This window comes from Ensifer sp. LBL, from assembly GCF_050435225.1.
Classification (GTDB): domain Bacteria; phylum Pseudomonadota; class Alphaproteobacteria; order Rhizobiales; family Rhizobiaceae; genus Ensifer.
In genome coordinates this window covers 627,676-652,699 of record NZ_JBNDJY010000001.1, presented here as the reverse complement: position 1 = coordinate 652,699, position 25,024 = coordinate 627,676, and the positions used below count along the sequence as shown (strand labels likewise).

The window sequence follows — 25,024 nt, the reverse complement described above, 5'->3', positions numbered from 1 at the left end:
AAGCGATTGCAAAAACCATGACCGACACCGCTGAAAAGATCGACTATTCCTCGTCCCTCTATCTGCCGCAGACGGAATTTCCGATGCGCGCAGGCCTGCCGCAGAAGGAACCGGAAACGGTGGCCCGCTGGCAGAAGATGGGCCTTTACAAGAAGCTGCGTGCGTCGGCTGCCGGCCGCGAAAAGTTCGTGCTGCACGACGGTCCTCCCTACGCCAACGGCAACATCCACATCGGCCACGCGCTGAACAAGATCCTCAAGGACGTCATCAACCGCTCGTTCCAGATGCGCGGTTTCGACGCCAATTACGTACCCGGCTGGGACTGCCACGGTCTGCCGATCGAGTGGAAGATCGAGGAGAAGTACCGCGAGAAGGGCCAGAACAAGGACGAGGTTCCGGTCAACGAATTCCGTCAGGAATGCCGTGACTTCGCCGCCGGCTGGATCCAGGTCCAGGCCGAGGAGTTCAAGCGTCTCGGCATCGAGGGTGACTTCGACAATCCCTACACGACGATGAACTTCCACGCCGAAGCGCGCATCGCCGGTGAACTGATGAAGATCGCCAAGCTCGGCCAGCTCTATCGCGGCTCGAAGCCGGTCATGTGGTCGGTCGTCGAGCGCACGGCACTGGCCGAAGCCGAAGTTGAATACGCCGATATCGAAAGCGACATGATCTGGGTGAAGTTCCCGGTCACCGAAGGTCCCGACAGCCTTGCCGGCACCTTCGTCGTGATCTGGACGACCACGCCCTGGACCATCCCCGGCAACCGCGCCATCGCCTATTCCTCGCGTTATGCCTACGGTCTCTATGAGGTGGCGACCGCCGAGAACGACTTCGGCCCGCAGCCGGGCGAGAAGCTGATCTTTGCCAAGCGCCTGGCAGACGAGTCCGCCGCCAAGGCCAAGCTCACCTTCAACTTCGTTCGCGACCTTGAGGCCGATGAACTGTCGTCCGTGACCTGCGCCCATCCGCTGCACGGTCTGGGCGGCGGCTACGCCTTCAAGGTGCCGTTGCTCGACGGCGATCACGTCACCGACGATGCCGGCACCGGCTTCGTGCACACGGCCCCGAGCCACGGTCGCGAGGACTTTGACGCCTGGATGGACAATGCCCGCGCGCTCGAAGCCCGCGGCATCTCCTCGGCGATCCCGTTCACGGTCGACGACGCCGGCTACTTCACCGCTGACGCCCATGGCTTCGGCCCGGACGCCGAAGGTGGCGCCGGTCGCGTCATCGACGACAAGGGCAAGAAGGGCGATGCCAACGAGCGTGTCATCAAGGCGCTGATCGGTCGCCACGCGCTCTTTGCCCGCGGCCGCCTGAAGCACTCCTATCCGCATTCCTGGCGCTCGAAGAAGCCGGTGATCTTCCGCAACACGCCGCAATGGTTCGTCTACATGGACAAGGCCTTCGGCGACGGCACGACGCTGCGTTCGCGCGCCCTTTCGGCGATCGACGACACCCGCTTCGTTCCGGGTGCTGGCCAGAACCGCCTGCGTGCGATGATCGAAGGCCGTCCGGACTGGGTGCTCTCGCGTCAGCGCGCCTGGGGCGTGCCGATCGCGATCTTCGCCGACGACCAGGGCGAAATCCTGATCGACGAGGCCGTCAACGCCCGCATCCTCGATGCGTTCGAACTGGAAGGCGCCGATGCCTGGTTCGCCGAAGGCGCCAAGGATCGCTTCCTTGGCAACGACCACGATCATGCCAAGTGGCACCAGGTCATGGACATCCTCGACGTGTGGTTCGACTCAGGTTCGACCCACACCTTCACGCTCGAAGACCGTCCGGACCTGAAGTGGCCGGCCGACGTCTATCTCGAAGGTTCGGATCAGCATCGCGGCTGGTTCCATTCTTCGCTGCTCGAGGCCTGCGCCACGCGCGGCCGCGCACCCTACAACGCCGTTGTCACCCATGGCTTCACCATGGATGAGAAGGGCGAGAAGATGTCGAAGTCGAAGGGCAACACGGTCACCCCGCAAGAGGTGATGAAGGATGCCGGCGCCGACATCCTGCGCCTGTGGGTGATGACGACGGACTATTGGGAAGACCAGCGTCTCGGCAAGACGATCATCCAGACCAACATCGACGCCTATCGCAAGCTGCGCAACACGATCCGCTGGATGCTCGGCACGCTCGCCCACGACAAGGGCGAAGAGATTGCCTATGCCGAGATGCCGGAACTCGAAAAGCTGATGCTGCATCGCCTGGCCGAGCTCGACCAGGTCGTGCGCGAAGGCTACGACGCCTTCGACTTCAAGAAGATCGCCCGCGCGCTGATCGATTTCTCGAATGTCGAACTCTCGGCGTTCTATTTCGACGTTCGCAAGGATGCGCTCTACTGCGACGCGCCGTCGAGTCTGCGCCGGCGCTCGGCTCTCGCCGTGATCCGCAAGCTCTTCGATTGCCTCGTGCTGTGGCTGGCGCCGATGGTGCCCTTTACCACGGAAGAGGCCTGGCTGTCGCGCAAGCCCGATGCCGTGTCGGTGCATCTCGAACAGTTCCCGGCGATCCCGGCGGAATGGAAGAACGATGCGCTCGAAGCCAAGTGGGAAAAGATCCGCGCGGTTCGCACCGTCGTCACCGGCGCGCTCGAGATCGAGCGCAAGGACAAGCGGATCGGCTCGTCGCTGGAGGCTGCACCGGTCGTCCACGTCGCGGATCCGGAGCTGTTGAAGGCGCTGGAAGGCCAGGACTTCGCCGAGATCTGCATCACCTCGGGGATCACCGTCGAAGCCACCGAAGGTCCGGCCGACGCGTTCCGCCTGGCCGAAGTGGCCAAGGTCAGCGTCGTGCCGAAGCTTGCCGAAGGTCAGAAATGCGCCCGCTCCTGGCGGATCACGACCGACGTCGGTTCTGACGCACTCTACCCGGACGTGTCTGCCCGGGATGCCGCTGCCTTGCGCGAGCTTGGTTTCAAGGCTTAACGCATTGTTACCGGATGAATTGCACTCCTTGCGTTCATCCGGTAAAACCTGCCCGAAATTTGGCGGATTTCTCCGCCATGGGCGCTTGAGTGGCCGCGCTGACCGGTGGCCGGCTGGAAGGAATCTCATGGAAATGACGCGAGAGTTGCGAGTGCTTGCCAGCGTGGCCGCCATTTTGACGAGCGGCCTGGTGCTTACGGGCTGCATCGGTGGCCCGACCTATGGCACGGACAAGACCGCTGGCGAACAGCTCATGGACGACCTCGGGAGCGTCGCAAGCTTCGGGCCGCCGAAGCGGGATCCGGTCAAGTACCAGCCGCGTCCGGGCCTCGTCCTGCCGCCGTCGGCCCAGCAGGCCTCGCTCGTCGAGCCGCAGAAGTCGCTTGCCAGCCGCGAGGCAAACCCGGAATGGGTCGAGTCTCCGGAAGAGGTGCGCAAGCGCCTGCGTGAAGAGGCCGACGCCAACAAGAACAACCCGAACTATGTCTCGCCGCTTGCCAAGGCGAGCGCCAACGGTCGCCGTCTCTCCGCAAAGGAGCAGCAGGAGGCCTATCGCGAAGGGCGCAAGATCGAAATGGGCGCCTATTCCGACAAGCGCCGCTTCCTGAGCGATCCGCCGCTCGACTACCGTCGCCTGCCTGAGGGCACCGAGACCGATCTCGGCGAGCCGGAGAAGGACAAGGAGCGCCGCCGCAAGAAGGAGGCGCAGATCAAGAATTCCGGCTCCAAGTGGTATTGGCCCTTCTAAACCCGTTTTCGCCGTTTCGTTGAAACGGCGAAATGCCTCTCTCCCCTTGATCCATGCAGTTCCGGCGAAACGCGCGTTTGTTTGCTGGAAGTGCTTGAGAAGCGCCTGAGCCATGACCATCAGCATTCGTGACGCCCGCCCGGAAGACGCCGAGACCATTCTGCGCTTCATCACCGAACTTGCCATCTACGAGAAGGAGCCCGACGCCGTCGAGGCGACGGTCGAGATGCTGCAGGCTTCGCTCTTCGGTCCCGGCGCGATCACCCGCGCGGTGATCTGCGAGAAGGATGGCAAGCCGGCGGGCTTTGCCATGTGGTTCTACAACTATTCCACCTGGCAGGCGCGCAAGGGGCTTTACCTCGAAGATCTTTACGTCACCCCGGATTGCCGCGGTTCCGGCGCCGGCAAGATGCTCCTGAAGCATCTGGCTAAGATTGCCGTCGAGGAAGGCTGCGGCCGCTTCGAATGGAGCGTGCTCGACTGGAACGAACCGGCGATCCGCGTCTACGAATCGGTTGGCGCAGAGCCCATGTCCGAATGGACGCGCTACCGCCTGTCTGGCGCGGCACTCGATAGCTTCGTCGCCGACTGAAGCGATTTCAGGAAGTCACGCCGTCGCAAGGCGCTAAGGGGTCTCACCGCTTGCCGGCAAAGAAATCCCTGAGGATATCGGCAGCTTCCCGCTCGGCAAGGCCCGAATAGACATCGGGCGCATGGTGGCAGGTGGGCGAGCCGAAGAAACGCACGCCGCTGTCGACCGCGCCGCCCTTCGGGTCGTCGGCGCCGTAATAGAGGCGGCGGATGCGCGCAAACGAAATCGCCGCTGCGCACATGGTGCAGGGTTCGAGCGTGACGTAGAGATCGGCGCCTGTCAGCCTTTCGTCCTTGAGGACGGCGGCAGCTTCGCGGATGGCGACGATCTCCGCATGGGCGGTCACGTCGTTGAGTTCGCGGGTGCGATTGCCGGCGCGCGAAATGATCCGGCCGTCGAAAACCACCACGGCGCCGATCGGCACTTCGCCGCGTTCGGCAGCCTTGCGGGCCTCCTCAAGGGCCACATCCATGAAGCGTGTCGTCTCAGCCATCGCTCAAACAATAATTTCTCTTAACCCACGGGCCGCGACCTGATAGGACAGCCGCAAAAGGCAGGCAACACAAATGACATCCAAAGACAAGCCCACGCGGCCTGGCGGCAAGTCCGCTGGCCGGGACAAGAAACCGCATTTCGCCGACAAGAAGGGCGCTGCGCCGAAAAAGGCTGCAGGAGCCAAGGCTTCCGGCCCGAAATCTTTCGGTGCCAAGGGCCCCGGCAGGAGCTTCGATGCAAAGACGTCTGATCCCAAGGCCGGCGCTTCGCGTCCGGCCCGGGAACGTCCGGCTGCGGCTGTAGCGGCGGCCGACGAACCGCAGCGTATCTCGAAGATCCTCGCGCGTGCCGGCGTTGCCTCGCGTCGCGACGTCGAGCGGATGATCATGGAAGGACGCATCAAGCTCAACGGCGTTATCCTCGATACGCCCGTCGTCAACGCCACGCTTGCCGATGCGATCGAGGTGGACGGCCAGCCTATCCGCGGCATCGAGCGCACGCGCCTCTGGCTCTACCACAAGCCAGCCGGCCTGGTGACCACCAATGCCGATCCCGAGGGACGGCCGACGGTGTTCGAGAACCTGCCGGACGAACTGCCGCGCGTCCTGTCGATCGGTCGTCTCGACATCAACACCGAAGGCTTGCTGCTGCTGACCAACGACGGCGGACTTGCCCGCGTGCTCGAATTGCCGTCGACCGGCTGGCTGCGCCGCTACCGCGTGCGCGCCCATGGCGAGATCGATCAGGAAGCGCTCGACAGGCTGAAGGACGGCATCGCCGTCGACGGCGTGCTCTATGGCGCCATCGAAGCGACGCTCGACCGCGTCCAGGGCTCGAACGTCTGGATCACGATGGGGCTTCGCGAAGGCAAGAACCGCGAAATCAAGAACGTGCTCGGCGCGCTCGGCCTCGACGTCAACCGCCTCATCCGTATCTCCTACGGCCCGTTCCAGCTCGGCGAACTGCCGGAAGGGCATGTCCAGGAAATCCGCGGACGCACCCTGCGCGACCAGTTGGGACCGCGCCTGATCGAGGACGCCAAGGCGAACTTCGACGCGCCGCTCTACAACGACCAGGCAGCAACCGTTGCCGGCGATGCCGCGGACGACGATGGCGGCGATACCCGCCGGCCGGAACGCTCCAACCGCTGGGAAAAGCCTGAGGACAAGCGCGAACGTGCTCTGTCGCGGCTCGACACCCGCCGCGACGATCGTCGCGATGGCCCCCGCGGCAAGGGTGGCCCGCGCGACGACCGCGACGCCAAGTTCGAGGACCGGCCGAAGCGTGCGCCGGCGCAGCGCGCCCGCACGGCCAATGTCTGGATGGCGCCGGGCGCCCGCCCGCTTGCCGAGAAGAAGCCGAAGTCCGTTGACGGCGACGCCACCGAGAAGTCCGCCCGTCGCGAGCGTCCGGAAAGCGCACCGAAGTCCAAGCGCTACGGCCGCAACAAGGATGGCCTGGCGACGAAGACGACTGGCAAGTTCGACCCGGACCGCAAGGGCGCTTCCAAGGATTTCGGCCGTGGCGCCGACAAGCCGGCCCGCCCCTTCGTCAAGAGCCGTGACGAGGACGGCGAGTGGATCAGTGCCGCCGAGCCGGTTCGTCGCCGCGACGAAGGCCGGGATGGCGGCTTCGATCGTCGCAAGTCCTTTGATGGCGGCGACCGCAAGTCGCGCGATCACGGAGATCGTCCGCCGCGCCGCGAGGGTGGAGATCGCCCGCGCGGTGACCGTCCGGCCCGTGCCGAGGGTGGCGAACGCCGTTTCGACAAGCCGCGCGCGCCGCGCGCCGACGGTGACCGCCCGCCGCGCCGCGAAGGTGGCGACCGGCCGCGTGGTGATCGTCCGGCCCGCTCCGAAGGCGGAGAACGCCGTTTCGACAAGCCGCGCACGCCGCGCGCCGAGGGTGATCGTCCGCCGCGCCGCGAAGGCGGAGAGCGTTCGTTCGGCGACCGTCCCGCCCGCAGCGAAGGCGGTGATCGCCGCTTTGACAAGCCGCGGGCTCCGCGCGCAGACGGTGACCGCGCGCCGCGTCGCGAAGGCGGTGACCGTCCGTTTGGCGACAAGCCTCGCGGCAAGTCGTTCGGCGGCAAGCCCTCGGGTGGAAAATCCTTCGGCGAACGCTCCGGTGGCCCGCGTGGCGGCAAGCCCGGCGGTGGAAAACCCGGCGGACGTCCGGGTGGCGCTGGTCGCCCCGGTGGCGGCAAGCCGCGTGGCAGAGGAAACTAAGCGGCCGTGCGGATCGTCGGTGGAGAGTTTCGGGGTCGCAGCCTGGCGACCCCCAAGTCCAACGATATCCGGCCGACCACGGACCGGACGCGCGAAAGTCTGTTCAACATCCTGAGCCATTCCTATCCGGAAGCGCTCGACGGCACTCGTGTGCTCGACCTCTTTGCCGGCACCGGCGCGGTCGGCATCGAGGCGCTGTCGCGCGGGTGTCGGCAGGCGCTGTTCGTCGAACAGAGCGTCGAGGGCAGGGGCCTGCTGCAGACCAATATCGAGGCGCTCGCGCTACAGGGGCGGGCGAAGGTCTTCCGGCGCGATGCGACCAGTCTCGGTGGTGTCGGTACGATGGAGCCGTTTCATCTCGTCTTCGCCGACCCGCCCTATGCCAAGGGACTGGGCGAAAAGGCGCTGGAGTCGGCTGCCGTCGGCAACTGGCTGGTGCCCGGCGCCCTGGTGATCCTCGAAGAGCGGGCAGATGTCCAGCCGGCGCCGGTCGCCGTCTTCGAAAACCTCGACGTCAGGGTGTTCGGCGATACGCGCATGCATTTCTATCGGTTTCGCGGAGCCTGATGCCGTAATTTCGGTTGAGTTGCCGAGATAGACTCAGCCGGACGACGCCATTTTCTCAACCCGCCCAGCGCGGAGGCATGCCGATGAAGCAGGATCTTTCGATGACGCATGGAGCGGCGGAAGCCCCGGCACGGCCCACCGTGGCACTGGCGCTTGGCGGTGGTGGCGCCCGCGGTCTTGCGCATATCCATGTCATCGAGGCGCTGGATGAACTCGGCATTCGGCCGGTCGCGATCGCGGGCTCGTCGATCGGCGCAATCATGGGCGCCGGCATGGCGGCGGGCTTGCGCGGCGAAGAGATCCGGGCCCATACGCTCTCGACCGTCGGCCACCGCCGCGAAGTGGTCAACCGCCTGTGGCAATTGCGGCCGTCGAGCCTTTCCGAGGCGATGGCGAGCGGGTTCCGCTTCGGCCAGTTCAATGTCGAGCGGGTGCTGAAGGCCTTCCTGCCCGAGGCCATCCCCCAAAAGTTCTCCGACCTCGAAATCCCGCTGAAGGTCGTCGCCACCGACTACTACGGCCAGACGGAGCATATCTGCGAGAAGGGTGACCTGCGCAAGGCATTGGCGGCCTCTGCAGCCCTGCCGGCGATCTTCACGCCGGTCCGGATCGACGGGCGCGTCATGATCGACGGCGGCATCTACAACCCGATCCCCTTCGATCACCTGCGCGGCCTTGCCGAAATCGTCATCGCGGTCGATGTCGTCGGCGGGCCGGATGGCGACGGCAAGGCGATCCCGAGCCGGATCGACAGCCTGTTCGGCGCGAGCCAGCTGATGATGCAGTCGATCATCGCCATGAAGCTGAAAGAGGGAGCGCCGGACATCCTGCTGCGTCCCGATGTCGGCCGCTACCGCGTGATGGATTTCCTGCGCGCCCAGGACGTGCTGAACGCAACGGCTGCGATCAAGGACGAGCTGAAGCGCGCACTCGAAGAACGGATGACCGCGCCAAGGCTCACCTGAAATCCTGGCGCCCGAACCCTGGCGCCGGAACCTTGGCGCTTGAACCTTGGCGGCAATGACGGCGCGCGCCGTCGCCGCATGTGCGGTCAGGCGCTTTCGCGCTCGTCGGCGGGAAGGCCCGGGAGGATCCGTTCGCCGGTCTCTTGCGAATGGTCGACCTCGCGCTTCGGCTTGACCAGCGGCTCTGGCCGCACGGGCCGCGAATGCAGCATGTCGCGGCCGGCGGTGATACCCTCGGCCTCCTGCAGCACCAGCCGAGCCTCGTCGCGCTTGCGGATGTCGTCCATGATCGCGATCGCCTCGTCGTCGCCGACCCCCAGTGCCTCCAGCGTCTTGCGGCCGAAGAGCAGACCGGACTCGAACGTCTCGCGCAGTTCGTAGTCGACGCCCTTGGCCCGCAGTTCCAGCGTGTGCAGGCGATCGTAGGAGCGGGCGTAGATGCGTGCATTGGGATATTCGGATTGGACGAGGTCGATGATGTGGTCGGTCGTTTCCTTCTTCTGGGTGCAGACGGCGACGATCTTGGCCCGTTCGATACCGGCGGCGCGCAGCACGTCGAGACGGTTGCCGTCGCCGAAATAGATCCGGAAGCCGAACGTCGCGGCCTGGCGCACGCGTGCGGCGGAATGATCGATGATCGTCACATCGCGACCGCCGGCAAGCAGGATCTGGGCGGCGATCTGGCCGAAGCGGGAGAAGCCGATCATCAGCACATCGGCGTTGGCGCCATCGAAGTCTTCTTCGATCTCTTCGTCCATCTCGTCCTGCTCGCGCATCAATTTCGGCGCGAGCATGGAGGCAAGCGGTGTCAGCGCCATCGACAGGGTCACGATCGCGACCAGCAGCGAGGCGTCACCATCGGAGAAGACGCCGGCTGTTGCCGCAGCCGTGAACAGAACGAACCCGAATTCACCACCCTGCGGCAGAAGCAGGCTGATGCGCACCGCGTCATTGTGGTGCGATCCAGTCAGTCGGCAGAGCCAGTAAAGCACCAGGCTCTTCAAAGCCATGAGCAGCGGCACGGCAATGATGATCAGCTGATAGCGCTCGACGATGACACCGAGTTGGAGCGACAGGCCGACAGCCATGAAGAAGAGCGCCTGCAGGATACCACGAAAGGGCTCGATATCGGCCTCGAGCTCGTGGCGATAGGAGGATTCCGCCAAAAGCACGCCGGCGAGGAAGGCGCCCATGGCCATGGACAACCCGGCGAGCTGCATCATAGTCGCCGCGCCCATGACGATGAGCAGTGCCGCCGCGATCATGACGTCGCGCGCGCCGGTGCGGGCGATGACCTGGAACAGCGGATTGACCAGGTAACGACCGGCGGCAAAGAGCACGACGATCGCGGTGGTGGCGATCGCGAAGTCTTCGAGCGGCGGCGTCGTGTCCTCGGGCGCCTGCAAGGCCATCAGAGGGATGAGCGCCAGCAGCGGCACGATCGCCAGGTCCTGAAGCAGGAGGATCGAAAAAGCCCTCTGCCCGTAACGCGTGTTGCGATCGTTGTTCTCGTCGAGGATCTGCATCGCAAAGGCGGTCGACGACAGCGACAGGCCGAAGCCGGCGATGATGCTGCCACCATGCTCGAGGAGCCCGAGCGCATAGATGGCGTAGGAAAGCAGGATGCCTGTCAGCAGCACCTGCGCCGTGCCGAGGCCGAAGATATCCCGCCGCATTTGCCAGAGGCGCGAAGGCTTCAGTTCGAGCCCGATGATGAAGAGCAGGAAGACGACGCCGAGTTCCGAAACGTGCAGGATCTGCTCGCCTTCGGTAATGCTCTGGGCGACGGGTCCGATCAGAATGCCGGCCGAGAGATAGCCGAGGATCGTGCCGAGCCCGAGCCGCTTGAAGATGGGAGCGGCGATCACTGCGCCACCGAGCAGCATCAGGGCCTGGGAATAGATGATCGGTGTCGTTGCCATGCCTCAGGCTTTCACTGTTGATGAACCCGGCTCCCAAGCGGAGCTTTCGAGAGCGCTTCATTTTGCGGTGTTTGAGCGGGAATCGGGCCGATGCCCTTGATGCCTGCTTCGCCGCACAATAAATGGGGCAGGAATGAAAGGCCACACCATGTCAGACACGATCGATTCTGCCGACCTCGAAAAACGCGCATCCGAACTCGTGGACCTCGCCCGCAAGGCCGGCGCCGATGCGGCGGACGCGGTGGTGGTGCGCGGACGCTCCCGCTCCGTCTCCGTCCGCCTCGGCAAGGTCGAAGCGACGGAAGCCTCCGAAAGCGACGACTTCTCGCTCCGCGTCTTTGTCGGACGGCGTGTCGCCAGCGTTTCGGCCAATCCGGGCTTTGACCTGAAGCTGCTCGCCGAGCGCGCGGTGGCCATGGCCAAGGCTTCGCCGGAAGATCCCTTTGCCTCGCTGGCGGACGCCGACCGGCTGGCGAAGTCCTATCCGGACCTCGACCTCTTCGACTCCACAGCGGTTTCGACCGAAACCCTGACCGAAGCGGCGCTTGCGGCCGAAGAGGCCGCACTTGCGGTCTCCGGCGTTACCAATTCCAGCGGTGGCGGCGCCTCGGCCGGCATGGGCGGGCTCGTCCTCGTCACCTCGCATGGCTTTTCCGGCTCCTACATGGCCACCCGCTTCGGCCGCTCCGTCAGCGCGATTGCCGGCGAGGGCACCAAGATGGAGCGCGACTACGACTATGACAGCCGCCTGTTCTTCGCCGACCTGCGCGACGCCGACGAGATCGGCCGCCTTGCCGGTGAGCGTGCGGTCGCCCGCATCAACCCGCGCCAGGTGCCGACCGCCAAGAATGTCACCGTCGTCTTCGATCCGCGCATGGCCCGTGGCTTCGTCGGCCATCTGTCAGGCGCCATCAATGGCGCGGCTGTTGCCCGCAAGACGAGTTTCCTGCGCGACATGATGGGCAAGCAGATCTTGAAGTCGGGTCTTTCGGTTACGGATGACCCGTTGATCGTACGCGGCTCCTCGTCGCGGCCGTTCGACGGCGAAGGGGTCAGCGGCGAGAAACTGGCGATGGTCGAGGATGGTGTGCTGAACCACTGGTTCCTGTCCACATCGGCAGCGCTCGAACTCGGACTTCAGACCAACGGCCGCGGCGTGCGCGGCGGTCCGACCGTCAATCCGTCCTCGACCAATCTGGCGCTCGAGCCGGGATCGATCTCGCGGGACGATCTCATCCGCAGCGTCGGTACCGGCTTCTATGTCACCGAGCTGATCGGCCAGGGCGTCAACATGGTGACCGGGGAGTACAGCCGTGGCGCCTCCGGCTTCTGGATCGAGAACGGCGAGCTGACCTTTGCCGTCTCGGAAGTCACGATTGCGTCCAATCTCAAGGACATGTTCATGGCGCTGACGCCGGCAGACGACATCGACCGCAAGTTCGGCGTCGCGGCACCAACGCTCGCCATCGAGGGCATGACGCTCGCCGGCCTCTGACAAGGCCGCAGGAAAAGCAGGCGCGGGGAGCCCGCGCCGATCCCGCCTTCCGGACAAGGGAGAGGCGGGCTGACGGGGTTTTGAATGTCTGACACTGCACCATCGGGCGCGGACTGGAAGCCGGATCTCGACGTGATCCGCGCCGCCGCGGTCGTCGCCGGCGAAACCGCGCTCGGCTACTTCCGCAAGGCGCCCGACGTCCGCTGGAAGAACGAGGGCCGCTCGCCGGTCAGCGAGGCGGATCTCGCCGCAAACGATGTGTTGAAGACGCGCCTGCTTGCGGCCCGGCCCGATTACGGCTGGCTCTCGGAAGAGACGGACGACGATCTGAGCCGGCTGTCGCGCGAAACCGTCTTCGTCGTCGATCCGATCGATGGCACGCGCGCCTTCATCGCCGGCAAGGAGCTCTGGTGTGTCAGCGTCGCCGTCGTGCATCGTGGCCAGCCCGTTGCCGGCGTGCTCTATGCTCCGGCGCTCGATGAACTCTTCGAGGCGGTCGCAGGCGGCCGCGCGCTGAAGAACGGTGCGCAAATCTCGGTGCGCGAAGCAAAGCCCGGGGAAACGCTGCATCTGGCGGCCGCCGAAGACACGATCGACAAGCTTCCGGCGCCCTATCGCAGCGCCGTTACCCGTATCCCGCATGTGCCGTCTCTTGCCTATCGGCTGGCCATGGTTGCCGACGGGCGGATCGACGGTACGCTGGTGAAGAAGAACGCCCACGACTGGGACCTGGCTGCGGCCGACCTCATTCTAGCGAGCGCCAACGGCGCGCTGGTCGATCTCGACGGGCGGGCGCTTTTCTACAATCGATCCACTGTCGTTCACGGGGTTCTCTGCGCGGCGGCAAAGCCGCTCTTGCCGGACCTGATCGCCGCATCGCGGTCCATGGAGCCCCATTGACCTTTGAGGCTGAATGCCTCAAATCAACGCCCATACCCAACAAGAATAAATGGAAGTCCAATGGCTCACGACACCGAGAAAAAACAACGTCTGCACCTCGTCTTCGGCGGCGAACTCACCACGCTGACTGACGTGCATTTCCGCGACCTGGACAAGCTCGATATCGTCGGCATCTACCCGGACTACGACAGCGCCCTGACTGCCTGGAAATCCAAGGCGCAGATGACCGTCGACAACGCGCACATGCGTTACTTCATCGTCCACATGCACCGTCTGCTCGACCCGGAAAACGGCTGATGCCGATGAGGTCGGGATGCGCGGTGTTTACCCGCATGCCAGTCGCCCTTAAGTCTCTCCGGGCCGGAACGGCCGGGGAAGGTGACCTGACATGAGCAGCTTTCGCGCGCGCTTGGCGCTCTCCAGCTACCGCTGGATCGGCTCGGCCATCTATCCCCTCGTCTGGTCCTACCTTGCCGTTCGCGCCGCGAAGGGCAAGGAGGATCCGGCGCGTCGCCGCGAGCGCTACGGCCATGCCAGCGAACCGCGGCCGCAGGGTCCTCTGGTGTGGTTCCACGCGGCAAGCGTCGGCGAGACCAACGCCGTCATCCCGATGATCAAGGAAATCAGGCGGCGCGGCATCCACGTCGTCTTGACGACCGGGACGATGACCTCGGCGCGGGTCGTGGCCGAACGCCTGGGGTCGACGGTCATCCACCAGTATGTCCCGCTCGATTTCAAGCCGGCCGTCAGCCGGTTCCTGAACTATTGGGAGCCGGATCTGGCGATCATCGCCGAATCCGAAATCTGGCCGATGACCATCCTGGAACTCGGCCGTCGCCATATCCCGCAGGTTCTGGTGAACGGGCGCATGTCCGACCGGACCTTTGCGCGCTGGAAGCGCCGGCCGGCGCTCGCCGACGCGCTGTTCGAGAACCTTGCGCTCGTCATTGCCCAGTCCGACGTCGACGCGGAGCGCTTCCGCACGCTCGGCGCGCTGCCGGTGATGGTGTCGGGCAACCTCAAGGTCGATACCGACGCGCCGCCGCACGATCCGCAGGCGCTGAAGGAGTATCGCCAGCAGATCGGCGCCCGCAAGACCTGGGCGGCGATCTCGACCTTCGACGGCGAAGAGGCCGCCGCCGGCGTCGTGCACCGCGCGCTCAAGGAGCGAACCGGCCTTCTGACGATCATCGTCCCGCGCCATCCCGATCGCAGCGACGCCATCGAGGCGGCGCTGACGGCCAAGGGGCTGAAGGTCGCCCGGCGCACGCGCCGCGATCCGCTGACGCCGGACGTCGATATCTTCCTTGGCGATACGATCGGCGAAATGGGCCTCTATCTTCGCCTGACCGAGGTTGCCTTCGTCGGCCGTTCGCTGTTTGCCGAAGGCGGCCAGAACCCGCTGGAGCCGGCGATGCTCGGCTGCGCCATCCTTTCGGGCGGCAACGTCCAGAACTTTCGCGAGACCTACCAGACGCTGGCCAAGAACGGCAGCGCCAAGATCGTGCGCGACGTCGAGATGCTGGCCAAGGGCGTCAACTATCTGCTCGCCAACGACGACATGCGTCGCTCGATGATCGATGCCGGCCTTGAAACCGTGCAAGAGATGCGCGGTGCCCTGTCGGCGACGATGAAGGGGCTCGAGCCCTATATCAATCCGCTCGTCGTCAAGGCGCGCCTCAACCCGCCGACTGACAACTGATCCAGCAGGAGACGAAACCTCGTCATGACCGCAGCCAAAGCCATCGCCGGCATCCTTTTCGACAAGGATGGAACCCTGCTCGACTACGCAAAGAGCTGGGTGCCGGTGAACTACGAACTGGCGCGGATCGCGGCAAAGGGTGACGAGGCCCTGGCCCGCACGCTGCTTGCAGCCGGCGGCATGGATGCCGATACCGGCCACGTGCTGCCCGACAGCCTGCTGGCCGCCGGCAACACGGTCGAGATCGCGACCGGCTTCGTCGGCGCAGGCGCGCCCTTCACGATTGCCGAATTGACGACCTTGCTTGACGGCCTGTTTGCGCGCTCGGCGGAATATGCCGTGCCGGTGACCGATCTCGGTGCTTTCTTCGCCGGGCTGCACGCCAAGGGCTACCGCCTTGGTGTCGCCTCCAGCGACAACGAGCGCTCGATCCGCGAAACCGCAAAGCGCTTCGGCTTCGAGAACTACCTGCACTATGTGGCGGGCTACGACAGCGGTTACGGCGTCAAGCCCGAGCCGGGTATGGTGCTTGGCTTCTGTGCGGCGACCGGCCTTGAGCCGCAGCAGGTCGTCGTCGTCGGCGACAACAATCACGACATGCATATGGGCCGCAGCGCCGGCGTCGGCATGACGGTCGCGGTCCTCACGGGCACCGGCTCGCGCCAGTCGCTTGCGGCGGCCTCGGACCATTGCCTCGCCGACATCACCGAACTCGAAGCTGTCCTCTAGATCGGTTTGTGGCAGCGGCTAGCCGCGATTGCCTTCGGTTGCGCACCGCGATCGGTCTGGTTCAGCGCCCCTGCCGTGGCTGCATCGGTCTCCATAGCTTGCGTTTTTTCCCGTTCTGACGTTTTTTGTCGCAACCCGCCGGTTTCGACCGGCGAACAAACCGTCCCTCCCGGACAAGGAAGGACCTGAGCGGCCGGGAGGCCACGGAACGAAGATGGTATCGGAAGCGCCGCCATTCTGGTGGACCAAGGCGGATTGGCGTGCGCGCGCGTTGTGGCCGTTTTCATGGGTTTACGGACGGATTGCCGGCATGCGCATGGATCGCGCGCAGCGCGCCTCGGTGCCGGTTCCGGTCATCTGCATCGGCAACTTCACCGTCGGCGGCGCCGGCAAGACGCCGACCTCCATCGCGCTTGCCCGCGTCATCCGCGAGAAGGGGCTGAAGGCCGGGTTCTTGAGCCGCGGTTATGGCGGCTCGCTCGACGTGACGACCGTCGTCGATCTGGAACATCACCGCGCCCGCGATGTCGGCGACGAACCGTTGCTTCTGGCGAAGGAAGCCTTGACCGTCGTCTGCCGCCGTCGCGTCGATGGGGCTCGTCGGCTGGTGAAGGAAGGCGTCGACATCATCATCATGGACGACGGCTTCCAGAGCGCGCGGCTGGCCTTCGACTTCGCACTTTTGGTGATCGATTCCCGCCGCGGCATCGGCAACGGCTATCTGGTCCCGGCCGGTCCGGTGCGCGCGCCGCTGTCGAACCAGCTCCGCCACGCCACGGCCCTGCTCAAGATCGGCGACGGCACCGAAGCCGACGCCCTGATCCGTCGCGCCGCCCGCGCCGGCAAGCAGATCTATGAAGCCGAGGTCATAAGGCACGACGACGGATCGCTGAATGGCGTCAAGGTGCTTGCCTGGGCGGGCATTGCCGATCCGGAGAAGTTCTATCGCACCGTCCGGGAGACGGGCGCCGTCATCGAGGAAACCCGCAGTTTTCCCGACCATCACCATTTTTCCGAGGACGAGATCGCCGATCTGCTCGACCGCGCTGCAGCGCTCGGATGCCAGCTCGTCACCACCGCCAAGGACCTGGTGCGCCTGGAGCCCGGCCACGGCCGCGCCGCGGAGCTTGCCGCAGCGAGCAGGGTGATCGAGATCGACGTACGCTTCGACGATCCGATGGCTCCAAAAAAGATCATCGAGACGGCGCTTGCCGCGGCGCGTGCCCGCAAGCTGCGCGAAGGCGCGGCTAAGTAACGGCGCCTTTCGGGCTTTGGTGTGCCGGCGCTCGAGCTTGGTTAGCGGCGTTGGTTGGGCAGCGCGCCTGCGCGCTTTTCCGCTTCGAGCGAGGCTTCCGCGTCGACATAGGGCTCCTGCCGGGCGACGCTCCAGTAACGCAGCTCATCGACGGGGATGGTCTTGCCGGTCATCGCGCAGATCACGTGCGAGCCCGCAAGCACGATCTGAAAGTCGCCGTCGAGATAACGGATCTTCGCTTCGCGCGAAGCGCTTCCTTCAAACCGGTTCATCATGCTCGGCGCCTGTTTCCGTCTTCGTTATGGGTTCTCTGGTCTAGCTCGCCGCCCGGAAAAATGCCAGTCGCATTTCGCCGGACGGGAAGATCAGCTCCGGCCGAACAGCCGTTCGATATCCGAGAGCTTGAGTTCGATATAGGTGGGGCGGCCGTGGTTGCACTGGCCGGAGCCGGGCGTCGCCTCCATTTGCCTCAAGAGCGCGTTCATCTCCTCGGTGCGCATGCGCCGGCCCGAGCGCACCGATCCGTGGCAGGCCATGGTCGCGGCGAGATATTCGAGCCGGTTTGTCAGCCCGCTTGCCGTATCCCATTCGGCAAGCTCGTCGGCGAGTTGGCGCACGAGACCGACGGCATCCATTTCGCCGAGCATGGCCGGCGTTTCGCGCACCGCGATCGCGCCCGGGCCGAAGCGCTCGATCGCAAGGCCCAGGCGGGAGAACTCCTCCGCATGGGTCATCAAGCGGTCGCAGTCGTCTTCGGGCAGATCGACGATCTCCGGGATCAGCAGCGCCTGGGCGGCGACCGGCCGCGAATGCAGTGCCGTACGCATGGCTTCGAACACCAGCCGCTCGTGGGCGGCATGCTGGTCGACGATGACGAGGCCGTCATTGGTCTGGGCGACGATGTAGTTTTCGTGCAACTGGGCGCGCACGGCGCCGAGCGGGAAGGACTGCGGCTGCGGCGGTTGCTGGACCTCCGGCGCCGGCACGGGCATGTCCCGCTCGAACGGGGTGGCAACACGCGCCGATGGGGCGGAAAACGCCGCAAAGCTCGCCTGCGGCTGCTCGCCGAGATGGCGCAGCATGGAGTCAAATTGTGTCGGCCGGGAAGGCGACGTCTCGGCGCTCCAGGGCTGCGGACGATAATCACCGGAGCGGAACGCCTGCATCATGCCGCGGGCGCCCGTCGTTGCGGCGCGGTCGCCGTCGCGTGTCAGCGCCTGGCGGATCGCACCGATGATCAGTCCGCGGATAAGGCCGGGGTCGCGGAAGCGCACGTCGGACTTTGCCGGATGCACGTTGACGTCGACGAGCGCCGGGTCGAGCGTGATCGACAGCACGGCGACCGGATAGCGTCCGCTCGGGATCGTCTCGGAATAGGCGGCACGGATCGCCGACAGCAGCAACTTGTCCTGCACCGGGCGGCCGTTGACGAAGACATATTGCTGCAGCGAGTTGCCGCGATTGTAGGTCGGCACGCCGGCAAAGCCGGTCAGTTCCACATCTTCCCGCGCTGCATCGATCTCGATCGCGTTGTCGCGGAAATCCTTGCCGAGCACCTGCGCCATGCGCGCCAGCCGGTCGTCGCCGGTTGCCGGGAATTCGAGTGTCGAGCGGTCGCTGCCGGAGAGCACGAAACGGACCGCCGGAAACGCGATCGCCATGCGACGCACCACTTCCGAAATGGCCGCTGCTTCCGCCTTCTCGGTCTTCATGAACTTCAGTCGGGCCGGGGTGGCGAAGAAGAGATCGCGCACTTCGACGACGGTGCCGGTATTGGCGGGCGACGGGCGGACCGCCTCGGTTTTGCCGCCGGTAACCGCAATGACCGCGCCTTCGCTGGCGCCGGCCGTGCGCGTCGTGATCGACAGCCGGGCGACCGAGCCGATCGAAGGCAGGGCCTCGCCGCGAAAGCCGAGGGTGCGGATGTCGAAGAGGCTGTCGTCGAGCTTCGATGTGCAGTGCCTTCGAACCGCAAGTTCGAGGTCGCCAGGGGCCATGCCCGAGCCGTTGTCGGTGACCCGCAGCAGCGTCTTGCCGCCGCCGGCGGTTGCGATCTCGATGCGGGTCGCGCCGGCGTCGAGCGCATTCTCGATCAGCTCCTTGGCGGCGCTGGCGGGGCGTTCGATCACCTCGCCGGCGGCGATCTGGTTGATGAGGGTTTCTGAAAGCTGCTTGATGGCCATGCCCCATTTTCCGGGATTCGCCATGGAAACGGAAGGGGTAACGATATCTCGTCCCCGGTCACGAGCATCTGGTGCGGTTACCCTTGAAAAATGAGCGAGGGTTTAATCGGCCCTTAACACTCTGCTGCGATTTTCCACAACAACCTGAATGATCACGGGTTTTGTCTTTTGAGCCTTGCGGCGTAGCTGGACGCCGCACTCCCGCCGCTCGAAGAGACGCCTGCCAAGGCCACCCCAGCATGTCCCGAAATGAAACCGCCGTTGCAGCGCCGCGCGTCCTTGCAAAGACGCGGCAGGCCGTTGTGGCACTTTGAATGGCCGCCTGTCTGCCTTGATCCAAGGGTGATCCAGGGACACATGCGGTAGGCGAGTGAGGACAGTGCGATGAGCGATGGGGCGCCCAACGGCGCGGACATCAACAGGGTCATTCTTGAGTCGAGTTGCGACGCACTCGGCATCGCTGTGCTTGTCTGCAGCCGGGACGATACCATTCTCTTTGCCAGCCGCACGATGCTGCAATTTTTCCCGGTGCCGGCGGAAGCCCTGATGCCGGGCACGCGGCTCCGCGATTTCCTCGGCGCCGTCTACGACACCGGCGTCCGTCCGGGCACGGTTCCGGAAAACAGCCGCCGGCGCACCAACCGCGAGGAATGGATTGCCGAGCACATGGCGCTGCATTGGCGCGAGCGCTACGAGAGCGTCGAGCGCGCCGGCCGCACCCGCTGGGTTTCCATGCGCAAGCGCCGCCTGTCGAGCGGCATGGGCATCCTGTCGATCAGCGACGTCTCCGACCAGAAGAAGCGCGACGAACAGCTCCAGACCGACCTGGAGCGGGTGGAACTGACCGAGCAGATCCTCGACGGCCAGCCCAATCCCATCTGCGTCAAGGACCGCAATCTCAATTACATCGCGGTCAACAAGGCCTTCTGCCTGATCCATGACCTGGCGCAGGACGCCATCCTCGGCCGGTCGGCCTGGGATCTGGTCGAGAGCGACCTGGCGGAGCGCTTCGAACAGTCCGATCGCATGGTGCTTGAAACCGGCAAGCCGTTTTCGCAGGCCGAGCACATCGTGCGTGCCGACGGCAGCGACCTCTGGGTGCTGACCCGCAAGTACCGCGTCGGCATGCCCGGCCGCCACTTCGTCGTCACCTGCATGAACGACGTGACCGATATTGCCGTCTGGTATCAGGGCGGCGAGGAACCTCCGGCCGAGGTCACGCTGCAAATCCGCGACTACAGCATTTTTGCCGCGGCACAGAATTTCTACGATCCTTTCCGGGCGCTGAATGTCCAGCAGCTCGTCGAGGCGGGGTCGATGATCGAGACCTTGCCTGCGCGCGGCCTGCGGGTGCTTCTCGCCACCGACGACCGATCGCTGGAAGAGCGGCTTGTCGCCCGGCTGCGCGGCTCCGGGCTCGACGCCTGCGCCGTTCGCGATGCCGATGAATTGCGCGCCTTCTGCGCGGCCGTCGACGAGGCGGGGCTGAAACTCGACATCCTCTTGCTCGACGCGGCTTTCCCGGAGCGGCAGAAGGTCGCCGCCGGCTGGCGCGACAGCCCGATCCTCCCGGTGTCTGAGGATCAGGACGGGGCGGCGGTGCTTGCGGAAGTCTTCCGCGTCTGCTCCGAGCGGGCTGGCGCCGCGCCGCAACAGGAATGGTCGCTATCGTTCGAGGCCGAGGAGATCGCGCCGCCGCCGCCGGCGCCGCAGGTCGATGTGCTCGTTGCCGAGGACAACCAGATCAACCAGTTCGTCTTCACCCAGATCCTCGAAGGGCTCGGCGTTTCTCATCGGATCGCCGCCAACGGTCGCGAGGCCGTCGAACTCTGGCACGAACTGCAACCGGCCCTTGTGCTGATGGATGTGTCGATGCCGGTTATGAACGGCTTCGACGCCACCGTCGCGATCCGGTCGGCCGAGAAGGGGCGCGGACAGAAAACGCCGATCATCGGCGTTACCGCCCAGGCCCTGGATATCGACCTGCAGCAATGCAAGGCATCCGGCATGGACGACCACATCATGAAGCCGGTGAGCCCCGACATGATCGAGGCTGTGCTGAGAAAATTCATGCCGGTGAAGGCAGTACGAACGGCAGGTTGAGTAAAAGGCGTGTCAACTCGCTAGAATTGGGGAGGCCAATGGCAAATCTTGGAGCGGCTCGATATCGGATTGTTAACCGCCGATTGCGATCGTCTGCACCGAATTGCCGCTAAAGTGTAGAGCCCCATCCGTATGCCTCGCATCCACCTCGTTGCCCAAGCCCCGGTCGTGTCGGAAGGACACAGCCGGTCTGCGTCGTGGCGCGGGCTGGCGGTGCGGTCTATTGGGCATCGCCCCTGCCAGATGAATGGGGGACGGCGATGATGACAGCTGAAACGCCCTACCACCGCGTTGGCCGCGAGGCGTCTGCTGCCTGGGGCGACGTCGATCCGCTGACCGGTCTCGGCAACGCCCGTTGCCTGCGCCAGAGCGTGCTTGACCTCGCTGAGGAGCGGGCCAGCGACCCCGCGCCGTTCACCATCGGCCTTGCCAATATCGATGGCTTCAAGCCGATCAATGACCTGTTCGGACCCGAGGCAGGCGACGAGATCCTCTGCCAGGTGGCCTATCGGCTGAAGGCCTGCGCGCCTGAAGGCGCCACCATCACCCGTTTCGACAGCGACGAATTCGCCTTTGTGTTGCCGCTGATCTTCGAGCGCAAGGGCGCCGAGAAGATCGGGCAGATGCTGAAGGAAGTGCTGTCTGCCCCCTTCGATCTCGGCGACCGCCATGTTCGTCTGTCCGCCTCCTTCGGCTTCGCCGTCTATCCCTTTGCGGGCGAGGTGTTCGAGGATCTCCTGAAAAGCGCCGACACCGCGCTTTATCGCTCGAAGCGCCGCGGCCGCGGGCAGATCACCGTCTATTCGCAGGAGATCGCGCAGGAGATGAAGCGCGCAACGCAGCTCGAACAGGCGCTGCGCAATGCCATCATCGCCAACGAGGTCGACGTGCACTTCCAGCCGATCGTCGATCTGCGCAACGACGCGGTTGTCGGCTTCGAGGCCCTGGCGCGCTGGTGCGATGCCGATCTCGGTTATGTCTCTCCGGCGGTGTTCGTGCCGCTCGCAGAAGAGCGCGGCTTCATCGATTCGCTCGCCGAGGTGCTGCTGCGCAAGGCGGCCCATGCCGCCCTTTCCTGGCCGAAGGAGCTCTTCCTTTCCTTCAATCTCTCCTCGGCGCAGCTGACTGACCCGACCACCAGCCGGCGCCTGCTGTCGATCATCAGCCAGATCGGTCTCGACCCGCGGCGCCTGGAGCTGGAGATCACCGAGACGGCCGTCATGGCCGATGCGGATATCGCCCAGAAGATCGTTGCCGAACTGCGCGCCGCCGGTGTCCGCGTCTCGCTCGACGACTTCGGTACCGGCCAATCGAGCCTCGGCCGGCTGCGCGATTTTTCCTTCGACAAGGTCAAGATCGACCGGGCCTTCGTCTCACGCATCTCGGCCGATCGCGCCTCGGAGCACATCATCAAGGCGATCGTGTCGATGTGCGAGGGTCTCGAACTCGAGGTCGTCGCCGAAGGTATCGAGGATTTTTCCGAGGCCCTGAAGCTGAAAGCACTCGGTTGCGGCCTGGGGCAGGGCTATTTCTACGGAAAACCCGCCGATGCGGTGGCGACGATGCGCTATCTTGCCGATCGCTACCGCGATCTTCCCGCCCAGGCCTGATCCGGGTTAGTCCTCGGTCCCGGACATCTCAGCGCGGTCGCGCCGTCCTTCATCCAGCAGCCAGTCACGCACCCTTTTGGCCTGCGCATTCAGTTCGCGCGATCGCGGCCAGACGACGTAGAAGGCAAGGCCCGTCTTCAGCACGTGCCCGGCGACCGGGACCAGCGCGCCCGAGCGGATCTGCGGATAGATCAGGTGTTCCCAGCCGAGTGCCACGCCTTCACCGGACAATACCGCCTGGATCACCAGGACATAGTCGTTGATCGAAAGCCGGCGCGCCTGCTTGGGATAGGCATGGCCGGCGCTCGCAAACCACTCGGTCCAATCGCAGGCGCGGCGCACCGGCTCTTCCAGGTGGATGAGATTGTGGTTGGGCAGGTCGGCGGCCGTCTTCGGCAGGCCATGCCGCTCGATGTAGGCGGGGGTGGCGACCGCGTTGACCACTTCGTCCGCGAGCAGGGCGGCATGGTAGCGCGGCCAATGGCTGGGGTCGCCGCCGCGGATGCCGAGCGGGATCGGCTCCTCCTCCAGGTCGAGGTCGCGCACGCTGGTCTGGATCCGGAGGTCGATTTCCGGCAGGTCCTCGCGCATGCGGTTGAGGCGGGGCAGCATCCACATCGAGGCAAAGGCGGTCGACGCCGCCAGCGTCACGTTGGTCTCGCGGCCCTTGGCGCGAATGTCTTCGGCCGACTTCTGGATGCGCGACAAGCCGACCGACACGTCGGCATGAAATTTTTCCCCCGCCTCGGTCAGTTCCACGGCGCGGTGCACGCGGTGAAACAGCGGCACGCCCAGCTGTTCCTCAAGTCCGCGCACGGCGTAGGAGACCGCGGCCTGGGTCATGCCGAGCTCGTTGGCGGCACGGGTGAAGTTCTGGTGGCGGCCGGCCGCCTCGAACACGATGAGGCTTGCGGCGGACGGGAGCAGGCGGCGCAGGTTTTCCATAAATCACGCTTATAGCATGGATCGAATTTTTCCAGCGTTACAGTGGAATTTTTCGCCCATAGCATCACCTGAGATGATGGGAGGATGCGGGCATGGATACAGCATTGGCAACGGAGGTGGCGGCACCGAGACGGACGCGCGGCACACGGCCAAACCGGCGCGAGGGCGCGGGGCGCAGCCTTGGCGTTCCCTACATTATCCGCAACATTCCCACCTATGATATCCTTGGCGAGGAAAGCCTGCTTCGGATCGAGGCGGTCGCCGATCGTATTCTCGCCGAGGTGGGCATCGAGTTCCGCGACGACCCTGAAGCGCTCGACCACTGGAAGCGGGCCGGTGCGAAGGTCGATGGCGTCCGGGTGACCTTCGAGCCGGGCATGCTCAAGGAAATCGTCGCCTCGGCGCCGCGCCAGTTTACCCAGCATGCCCGCAATCCGGCCCGCAATGTCGAGATCGGCGGCAACAGCGTCGTCTTTTCGCCTGCCTATGGTTCGCCCTTCGTCATGGATCTCGACAAGGGGCGGCGCTACGGCACGATCGAGGACTTCCGCAACCTGATCAAGCTGGCGCAGTCGAGCCCCTGGCTGCACCATTCGGGCGGCACGATCTGCGAGCCGGTCGACGTGCCGGTCAACAAGCGCCACCTCGACATGGTCTACAGCCACATCAAATATTCCGACCGCGCCTTCATGGGTTCGATCACGGCGGAAGACCGTGCCGAAGATTCGATCGAGATGGCGCGCATTCTTTTTGGCCGCGATTTCGTCGACCGGAACTGCGTCATCCTCGGGAATGTCAACGTCAACTCGCCGCTGGTCTGGGATGGGACGATGACGAAGTCGCTGCGCGCCTATGCGCGGGCAAACCAGGCCGCGGTGATCGTGCCCTTCATCCTCGGTGGCGCCATGGGGCCGGTCACCAATGCCGGCGCCATTGCCCAGTCCTATGCCGAGACGCTGGCCGGCTGTGCGCTGACCCAGCTCGAGCGCAAGGGCGCCCCGGTCATCTTCGGCAACTTCCTGTCGTCCATGTCGCTGCGTTCGGGCTCGCCCACCTTCGGCACGCCGGAGCCGGCGATCGGCAGCATGGTGGTCGGCCAGCTTGCGCGCCGGCTTGGCCTGCCGCTGCGCTGTGCCGGCAACTTTTCCAATTCCAAGCTGCCGGATGCGCAGGCGATGCAGGAAGGCGCGATGTCGATGCTGTCGGCGGTGCATTGCGGCGCCAACTTCATCCTGCACTCGGCCGGTTTCGTCGATGGGCTGCTCGCCATGTCCTACGAGAAGTTCGTCATGGACACGGACTTCTGCGGCGCGCTGCATTCCTATCTCGCCGGCGTTGTCGTCGACGACAACACGCTCGCCATGGACGCCTTCCTGCAGGTCGGTCCCGGCAGCCATTTCCTGGGCTGCGACCACACGATGCGCAATTACCAGACCGCCTTCTGGGACTCGGCCCTTTCGGATAACGAACCCTTCGAGAAATGGCTTGAGGAGGGCGAGACCGACATGGCGACACGCGCCAACCGCGCCTGGAAGAAGACGCTTGCCGAATATGAAGCGCCGCCGCTGGATGTGGCGCTCGACGAGGCGCTGATCGATTATGTCACGCGTCGCAAGGACAGCATGGCGGATGCTTGGTACTGACGAAGCCGGCATGCT

At 65.0% G+C, this 25,024-nt stretch carries 20 protein-coding genes; 15 read left to right on the top strand and 5 right to left on the bottom strand.

The genetic code is table 11. The features are described from left to right. Positions 1 to 17 precede the first annotated feature (17 nt). The 3 genes from ileS to OKW20_RS03155 all read left to right on the top strand — a co-directional run bounded on the left by ileS (position 18) and on the right by OKW20_RS03155 (position 4,267). Positions 18 to 2,927, top strand: coding sequence for an isoleucine--tRNA ligase (ileS, locus tag OKW20_RS03165; protein WP_429112584.1), 2,910 nt, complete (start codon positions 18 to 20; stop codon positions 2,925 to 2,927). A 127-nt stretch (positions 2,928 to 3,054) separates the two neighbouring features. After that, a complete protein-coding gene (locus OKW20_RS03160; protein ID WP_043618384.1) occupies positions 3,055 to 3,675 on the top strand; it encodes a hypothetical protein in 621 nt (206 codons plus the stop codon). Between the two features lie 112 nt (positions 3,676 to 3,787). Further along, the gene (locus tag OKW20_RS03155; protein ID WP_429170143.1) at positions 3,788 to 4,267 is read left to right on the top strand and encodes an N-acetyltransferase family protein; all 480 of its coding nucleotides are present in this window, start codon (positions 3,788 to 3,790) and stop codon (positions 4,265 to 4,267) included. A 43-nt stretch (positions 4,268 to 4,310) separates the two neighbouring features. Here the strand turns inward: OKW20_RS03155 and OKW20_RS03150 are convergent, their stop codons facing one another. Next, on the bottom strand, positions 4,311 to 4,760 hold the full coding sequence (locus OKW20_RS03150) for a nucleoside deaminase (protein WP_043618390.1): 450 nt from the start codon (positions 4,758 to 4,760) through the stop codon (positions 4,311 to 4,313). A 73-nt stretch (positions 4,761 to 4,833) separates the two neighbouring features. On the opposite strand from OKW20_RS03150, the gene OKW20_RS03145 reads away from it, so the two are divergent. The 3 genes from OKW20_RS03145 (at position 4,834) to OKW20_RS03135 (ending at position 8,522) form a co-directional block, all read left to right on the top strand. Next, a complete protein-coding gene (locus OKW20_RS03145; protein ID WP_429170141.1) occupies positions 4,834 to 6,990 on the top strand; it encodes a pseudouridine synthase in 2,157 nt (718 codons plus the stop codon). A gap of 6 nt (positions 6,991 to 6,996) precedes the next feature. Beyond that, on the top strand, positions 6,997 to 7,557 hold the full coding sequence (gene rsmD / locus OKW20_RS03140) for a 16S rRNA (guanine(966)-N(2))-methyltransferase RsmD (protein ID WP_429170139.1): 561 nt from the start codon (positions 6,997 to 6,999) through the stop codon (positions 7,555 to 7,557). Positions 7,558 to 7,640: 83 nt separating this feature from the next. Beyond that, on the top strand, positions 7,641 to 8,522 hold the full coding sequence (locus OKW20_RS03135; protein WP_429170137.1) for a patatin-like phospholipase family protein: 882 nt from the start codon (positions 7,641 to 7,643) through the stop codon (positions 8,520 to 8,522). 86 nt (positions 8,523 to 8,608) lie between these two features. On the opposite strand, the gene OKW20_RS03130 is transcribed toward OKW20_RS03135, so the two are convergent. Then, entirely contained in the window at positions 8,609 to 10,444 is a 1,836-nt protein-coding gene (locus OKW20_RS03130) for a monovalent cation:proton antiporter-2 (CPA2) family protein (RefSeq protein WP_429112594.1), read from the bottom strand. A 148-nt stretch (positions 10,445 to 10,592) separates the two neighbouring features. Between OKW20_RS03130 and OKW20_RS03125 the strand changes: the two genes are divergently transcribed. The 6 genes from OKW20_RS03125 (at position 10,593) to lpxK (ending at position 16,525) form a co-directional block, all read left to right on the top strand. Beyond that, the gene (locus tag OKW20_RS03125) at positions 10,593 to 11,939 is read left to right on the top strand and encodes a TldD/PmbA family protein (protein ID WP_429170135.1); all 1,347 of its coding nucleotides are present in this window, start codon (positions 10,593 to 10,595) and stop codon (positions 11,937 to 11,939) included. 84 nt (positions 11,940 to 12,023) lie between these two features. Further along, positions 12,024 to 12,839 carry a 3'(2'),5'-bisphosphate nucleotidase CysQ gene (locus OKW20_RS03120; protein WP_043620987.1) on the top strand — a complete coding sequence of 272 codons (816 nt, stop codon included), beginning with the start codon at positions 12,024 to 12,026 and terminating at the stop codon, positions 12,837 to 12,839. A 60-nt stretch (positions 12,840 to 12,899) separates the two neighbouring features. Continuing rightward, a complete protein-coding gene (locus OKW20_RS03115) occupies positions 12,900 to 13,136 on the top strand; it encodes a DUF4170 domain-containing protein (protein ID WP_043620984.1) in 237 nt (78 codons plus the stop codon). A 91-nt stretch (positions 13,137 to 13,227) separates the two neighbouring features. After that, positions 13,228 to 14,541, top strand: coding sequence for a lipid IV(A) 3-deoxy-D-manno-octulosonic acid transferase (gene waaA / locus OKW20_RS03110; protein ID WP_043620982.1), 1,314 nt, complete (start codon positions 13,228 to 13,230; stop codon positions 14,539 to 14,541). Between the two features lie 24 nt (positions 14,542 to 14,565). Beyond that, positions 14,566 to 15,270: an HAD family hydrolase gene (locus OKW20_RS03105; RefSeq protein ID WP_043620978.1), complete on the top strand. Its 705-nt coding sequence runs from the start codon at positions 14,566 to 14,568 to the stop codon at positions 15,268 to 15,270. A 214-nt stretch (positions 15,271 to 15,484) separates the two neighbouring features. Further along, positions 15,485 to 16,525, top strand: a complete 1,041-nt coding sequence (gene lpxK, locus OKW20_RS03100; protein WP_429170132.1) for a tetraacyldisaccharide 4'-kinase — start codon at positions 15,485 to 15,487, stop codon at positions 16,523 to 16,525. 41 nt (positions 16,526 to 16,566) lie between these two features. Here lpxK and OKW20_RS03095 read toward each other — a convergent pair whose 3' ends face one another. Together OKW20_RS03095 and mutL are read right to left on the bottom strand one after the other, a co-directional pair. Beyond that, positions 16,567 to 16,800 (bottom strand): DUF2093 domain-containing protein, encoded by a 234-nt coding sequence (locus tag OKW20_RS03095; protein WP_053250845.1) that lies wholly within the window; start codon positions 16,798 to 16,800, stop codon positions 16,567 to 16,569. A 90-nt stretch (positions 16,801 to 16,890) separates the two neighbouring features. Then, entirely contained in the window at positions 16,891 to 18,708 is a 1,818-nt protein-coding gene (gene mutL, locus OKW20_RS03090) for a DNA mismatch repair endonuclease MutL (protein ID WP_429112605.1), read from the bottom strand. 384 nt (positions 18,709 to 19,092) lie between these two features. Between mutL and OKW20_RS03085 the strand changes: the two genes are divergently transcribed. Together OKW20_RS03085 and OKW20_RS03080 are read left to right on the top strand one after the other, a co-directional pair. Beyond that, positions 19,093 to 20,811 (top strand): response regulator, encoded by a 1,719-nt coding sequence (locus OKW20_RS03085; RefSeq protein ID WP_429170129.1) that lies wholly within the window; start codon positions 19,093 to 19,095, stop codon positions 20,809 to 20,811. Positions 20,812 to 21,074: 263 nt separating this feature from the next. After that, the gene (locus tag OKW20_RS03080) at positions 21,075 to 22,421 is read left to right on the top strand and encodes a putative bifunctional diguanylate cyclase/phosphodiesterase (RefSeq protein ID WP_429171133.1); all 1,347 of its coding nucleotides are present in this window, start codon (positions 21,075 to 21,077) and stop codon (positions 22,419 to 22,421) included. 6 nt (positions 22,422 to 22,427) lie between these two features. On the opposite strand, the gene OKW20_RS03075 is transcribed toward OKW20_RS03080, so the two are convergent. Next, complete coding sequence (locus tag OKW20_RS03075) at positions 22,428 to 23,366, bottom strand: LysR substrate-binding domain-containing protein (RefSeq protein ID WP_205239391.1); 939 nt, start codon at positions 23,364 to 23,366, stop codon at positions 22,428 to 22,430. A gap of 92 nt (positions 23,367 to 23,458) precedes the next feature. On the opposite strand from OKW20_RS03075, the gene OKW20_RS03070 reads away from it, so the two are divergent. Then, on the top strand, positions 23,459 to 25,009 hold the full coding sequence (locus OKW20_RS03070; RefSeq protein ID WP_429170127.1) for a trimethylamine methyltransferase family protein: 1,551 nt from the start codon (positions 23,459 to 23,461) through the stop codon (positions 25,007 to 25,009). Positions 25,010 to 25,024: the final 15 nt, after the last annotated feature.

Bases quoted from the DNA above. Each gene is read 5' to 3' on its own strand.
- ileS (WP_429112584.1), top strand. From the start codon at position 18: ATGACCGACACCGCTGAAAAGATCGACTATTCCTCGTCCCTCTATCTG.
- OKW20_RS03160 (WP_043618384.1), top strand. From the start codon at position 3,055: ATGGAAATGACGCGAGAGTTGCGAGTGCTTGCCAGCGTGGCCGCCATT.
- OKW20_RS03155 (WP_429170143.1), top strand. From the start codon at position 3,788: ATGACCATCAGCATTCGTGACGCCCGCCCGGAAGACGCCGAGACCATT.
- OKW20_RS03150 (WP_043618390.1), bottom strand. From the start codon at position 4,760: ATGGCTGAGACGACACGCTTCATGGATGTGGCCCTTGAGGAGGCCCGC.
- OKW20_RS03145 (WP_429170141.1), top strand. From the start codon at position 4,834: ATGACATCCAAAGACAAGCCCACGCGGCCTGGCGGCAAGTCCGCTGGC.
- OKW20_RS03135 (WP_429170137.1), top strand. From the start codon at position 7,641: ATGAAGCAGGATCTTTCGATGACGCATGGAGCGGCGGAAGCCCCGGCA.
- OKW20_RS03130 (WP_429112594.1), bottom strand. From the start codon at position 10,444: ATGGCAACGACACCGATCATCTATTCCCAGGCCCTGATGCTGCTCGGT.
- OKW20_RS03125 (WP_429170135.1), top strand. From the start codon at position 10,593: ATGTCAGACACGATCGATTCTGCCGACCTCGAAAAACGCGCATCCGAA.
- OKW20_RS03120 (WP_043620987.1), top strand. From the start codon at position 12,024: ATGTCTGACACTGCACCATCGGGCGCGGACTGGAAGCCGGATCTCGAC.
- OKW20_RS03115 (WP_043620984.1), top strand. From the start codon at position 12,900: ATGGCTCACGACACCGAGAAAAAACAACGTCTGCACCTCGTCTTCGGC.
- waaA (WP_043620982.1), top strand. From the start codon at position 13,228: ATGAGCAGCTTTCGCGCGCGCTTGGCGCTCTCCAGCTACCGCTGGATC.
- OKW20_RS03105 (WP_043620978.1), top strand. From the start codon at position 14,566: ATGACCGCAGCCAAAGCCATCGCCGGCATCCTTTTCGACAAGGATGGA.
- lpxK (WP_429170132.1), top strand. From the start codon at position 15,485: ATGGTATCGGAAGCGCCGCCATTCTGGTGGACCAAGGCGGATTGGCGT.
- OKW20_RS03095 (WP_053250845.1), bottom strand. From the start codon at position 16,800: ATGATGAACCGGTTTGAAGGAAGCGCTTCGCGCGAAGCGAAGATCCGT.
- mutL (WP_429112605.1), bottom strand. From the start codon at position 18,708: ATGGCCATCAAGCAGCTTTCAGAAACCCTCATCAACCAGATCGCCGCC.
- OKW20_RS03085 (WP_429170129.1), top strand. From the start codon at position 19,093: ATGAGCGATGGGGCGCCCAACGGCGCGGACATCAACAGGGTCATTCTT.
- OKW20_RS03080 (WP_429171133.1), top strand. From the start codon at position 21,075: ATGACAGCTGAAACGCCCTACCACCGCGTTGGCCGCGAGGCGTCTGCT.
- OKW20_RS03075 (WP_205239391.1), bottom strand. From the start codon at position 23,366: ATGGAAAACCTGCGCCGCCTGCTCCCGTCCGCCGCAAGCCTCATCGTG.
- OKW20_RS03070 (WP_429170127.1), top strand. From the start codon at position 23,459: ATGGATACAGCATTGGCAACGGAGGTGGCGGCACCGAGACGGACGCGC.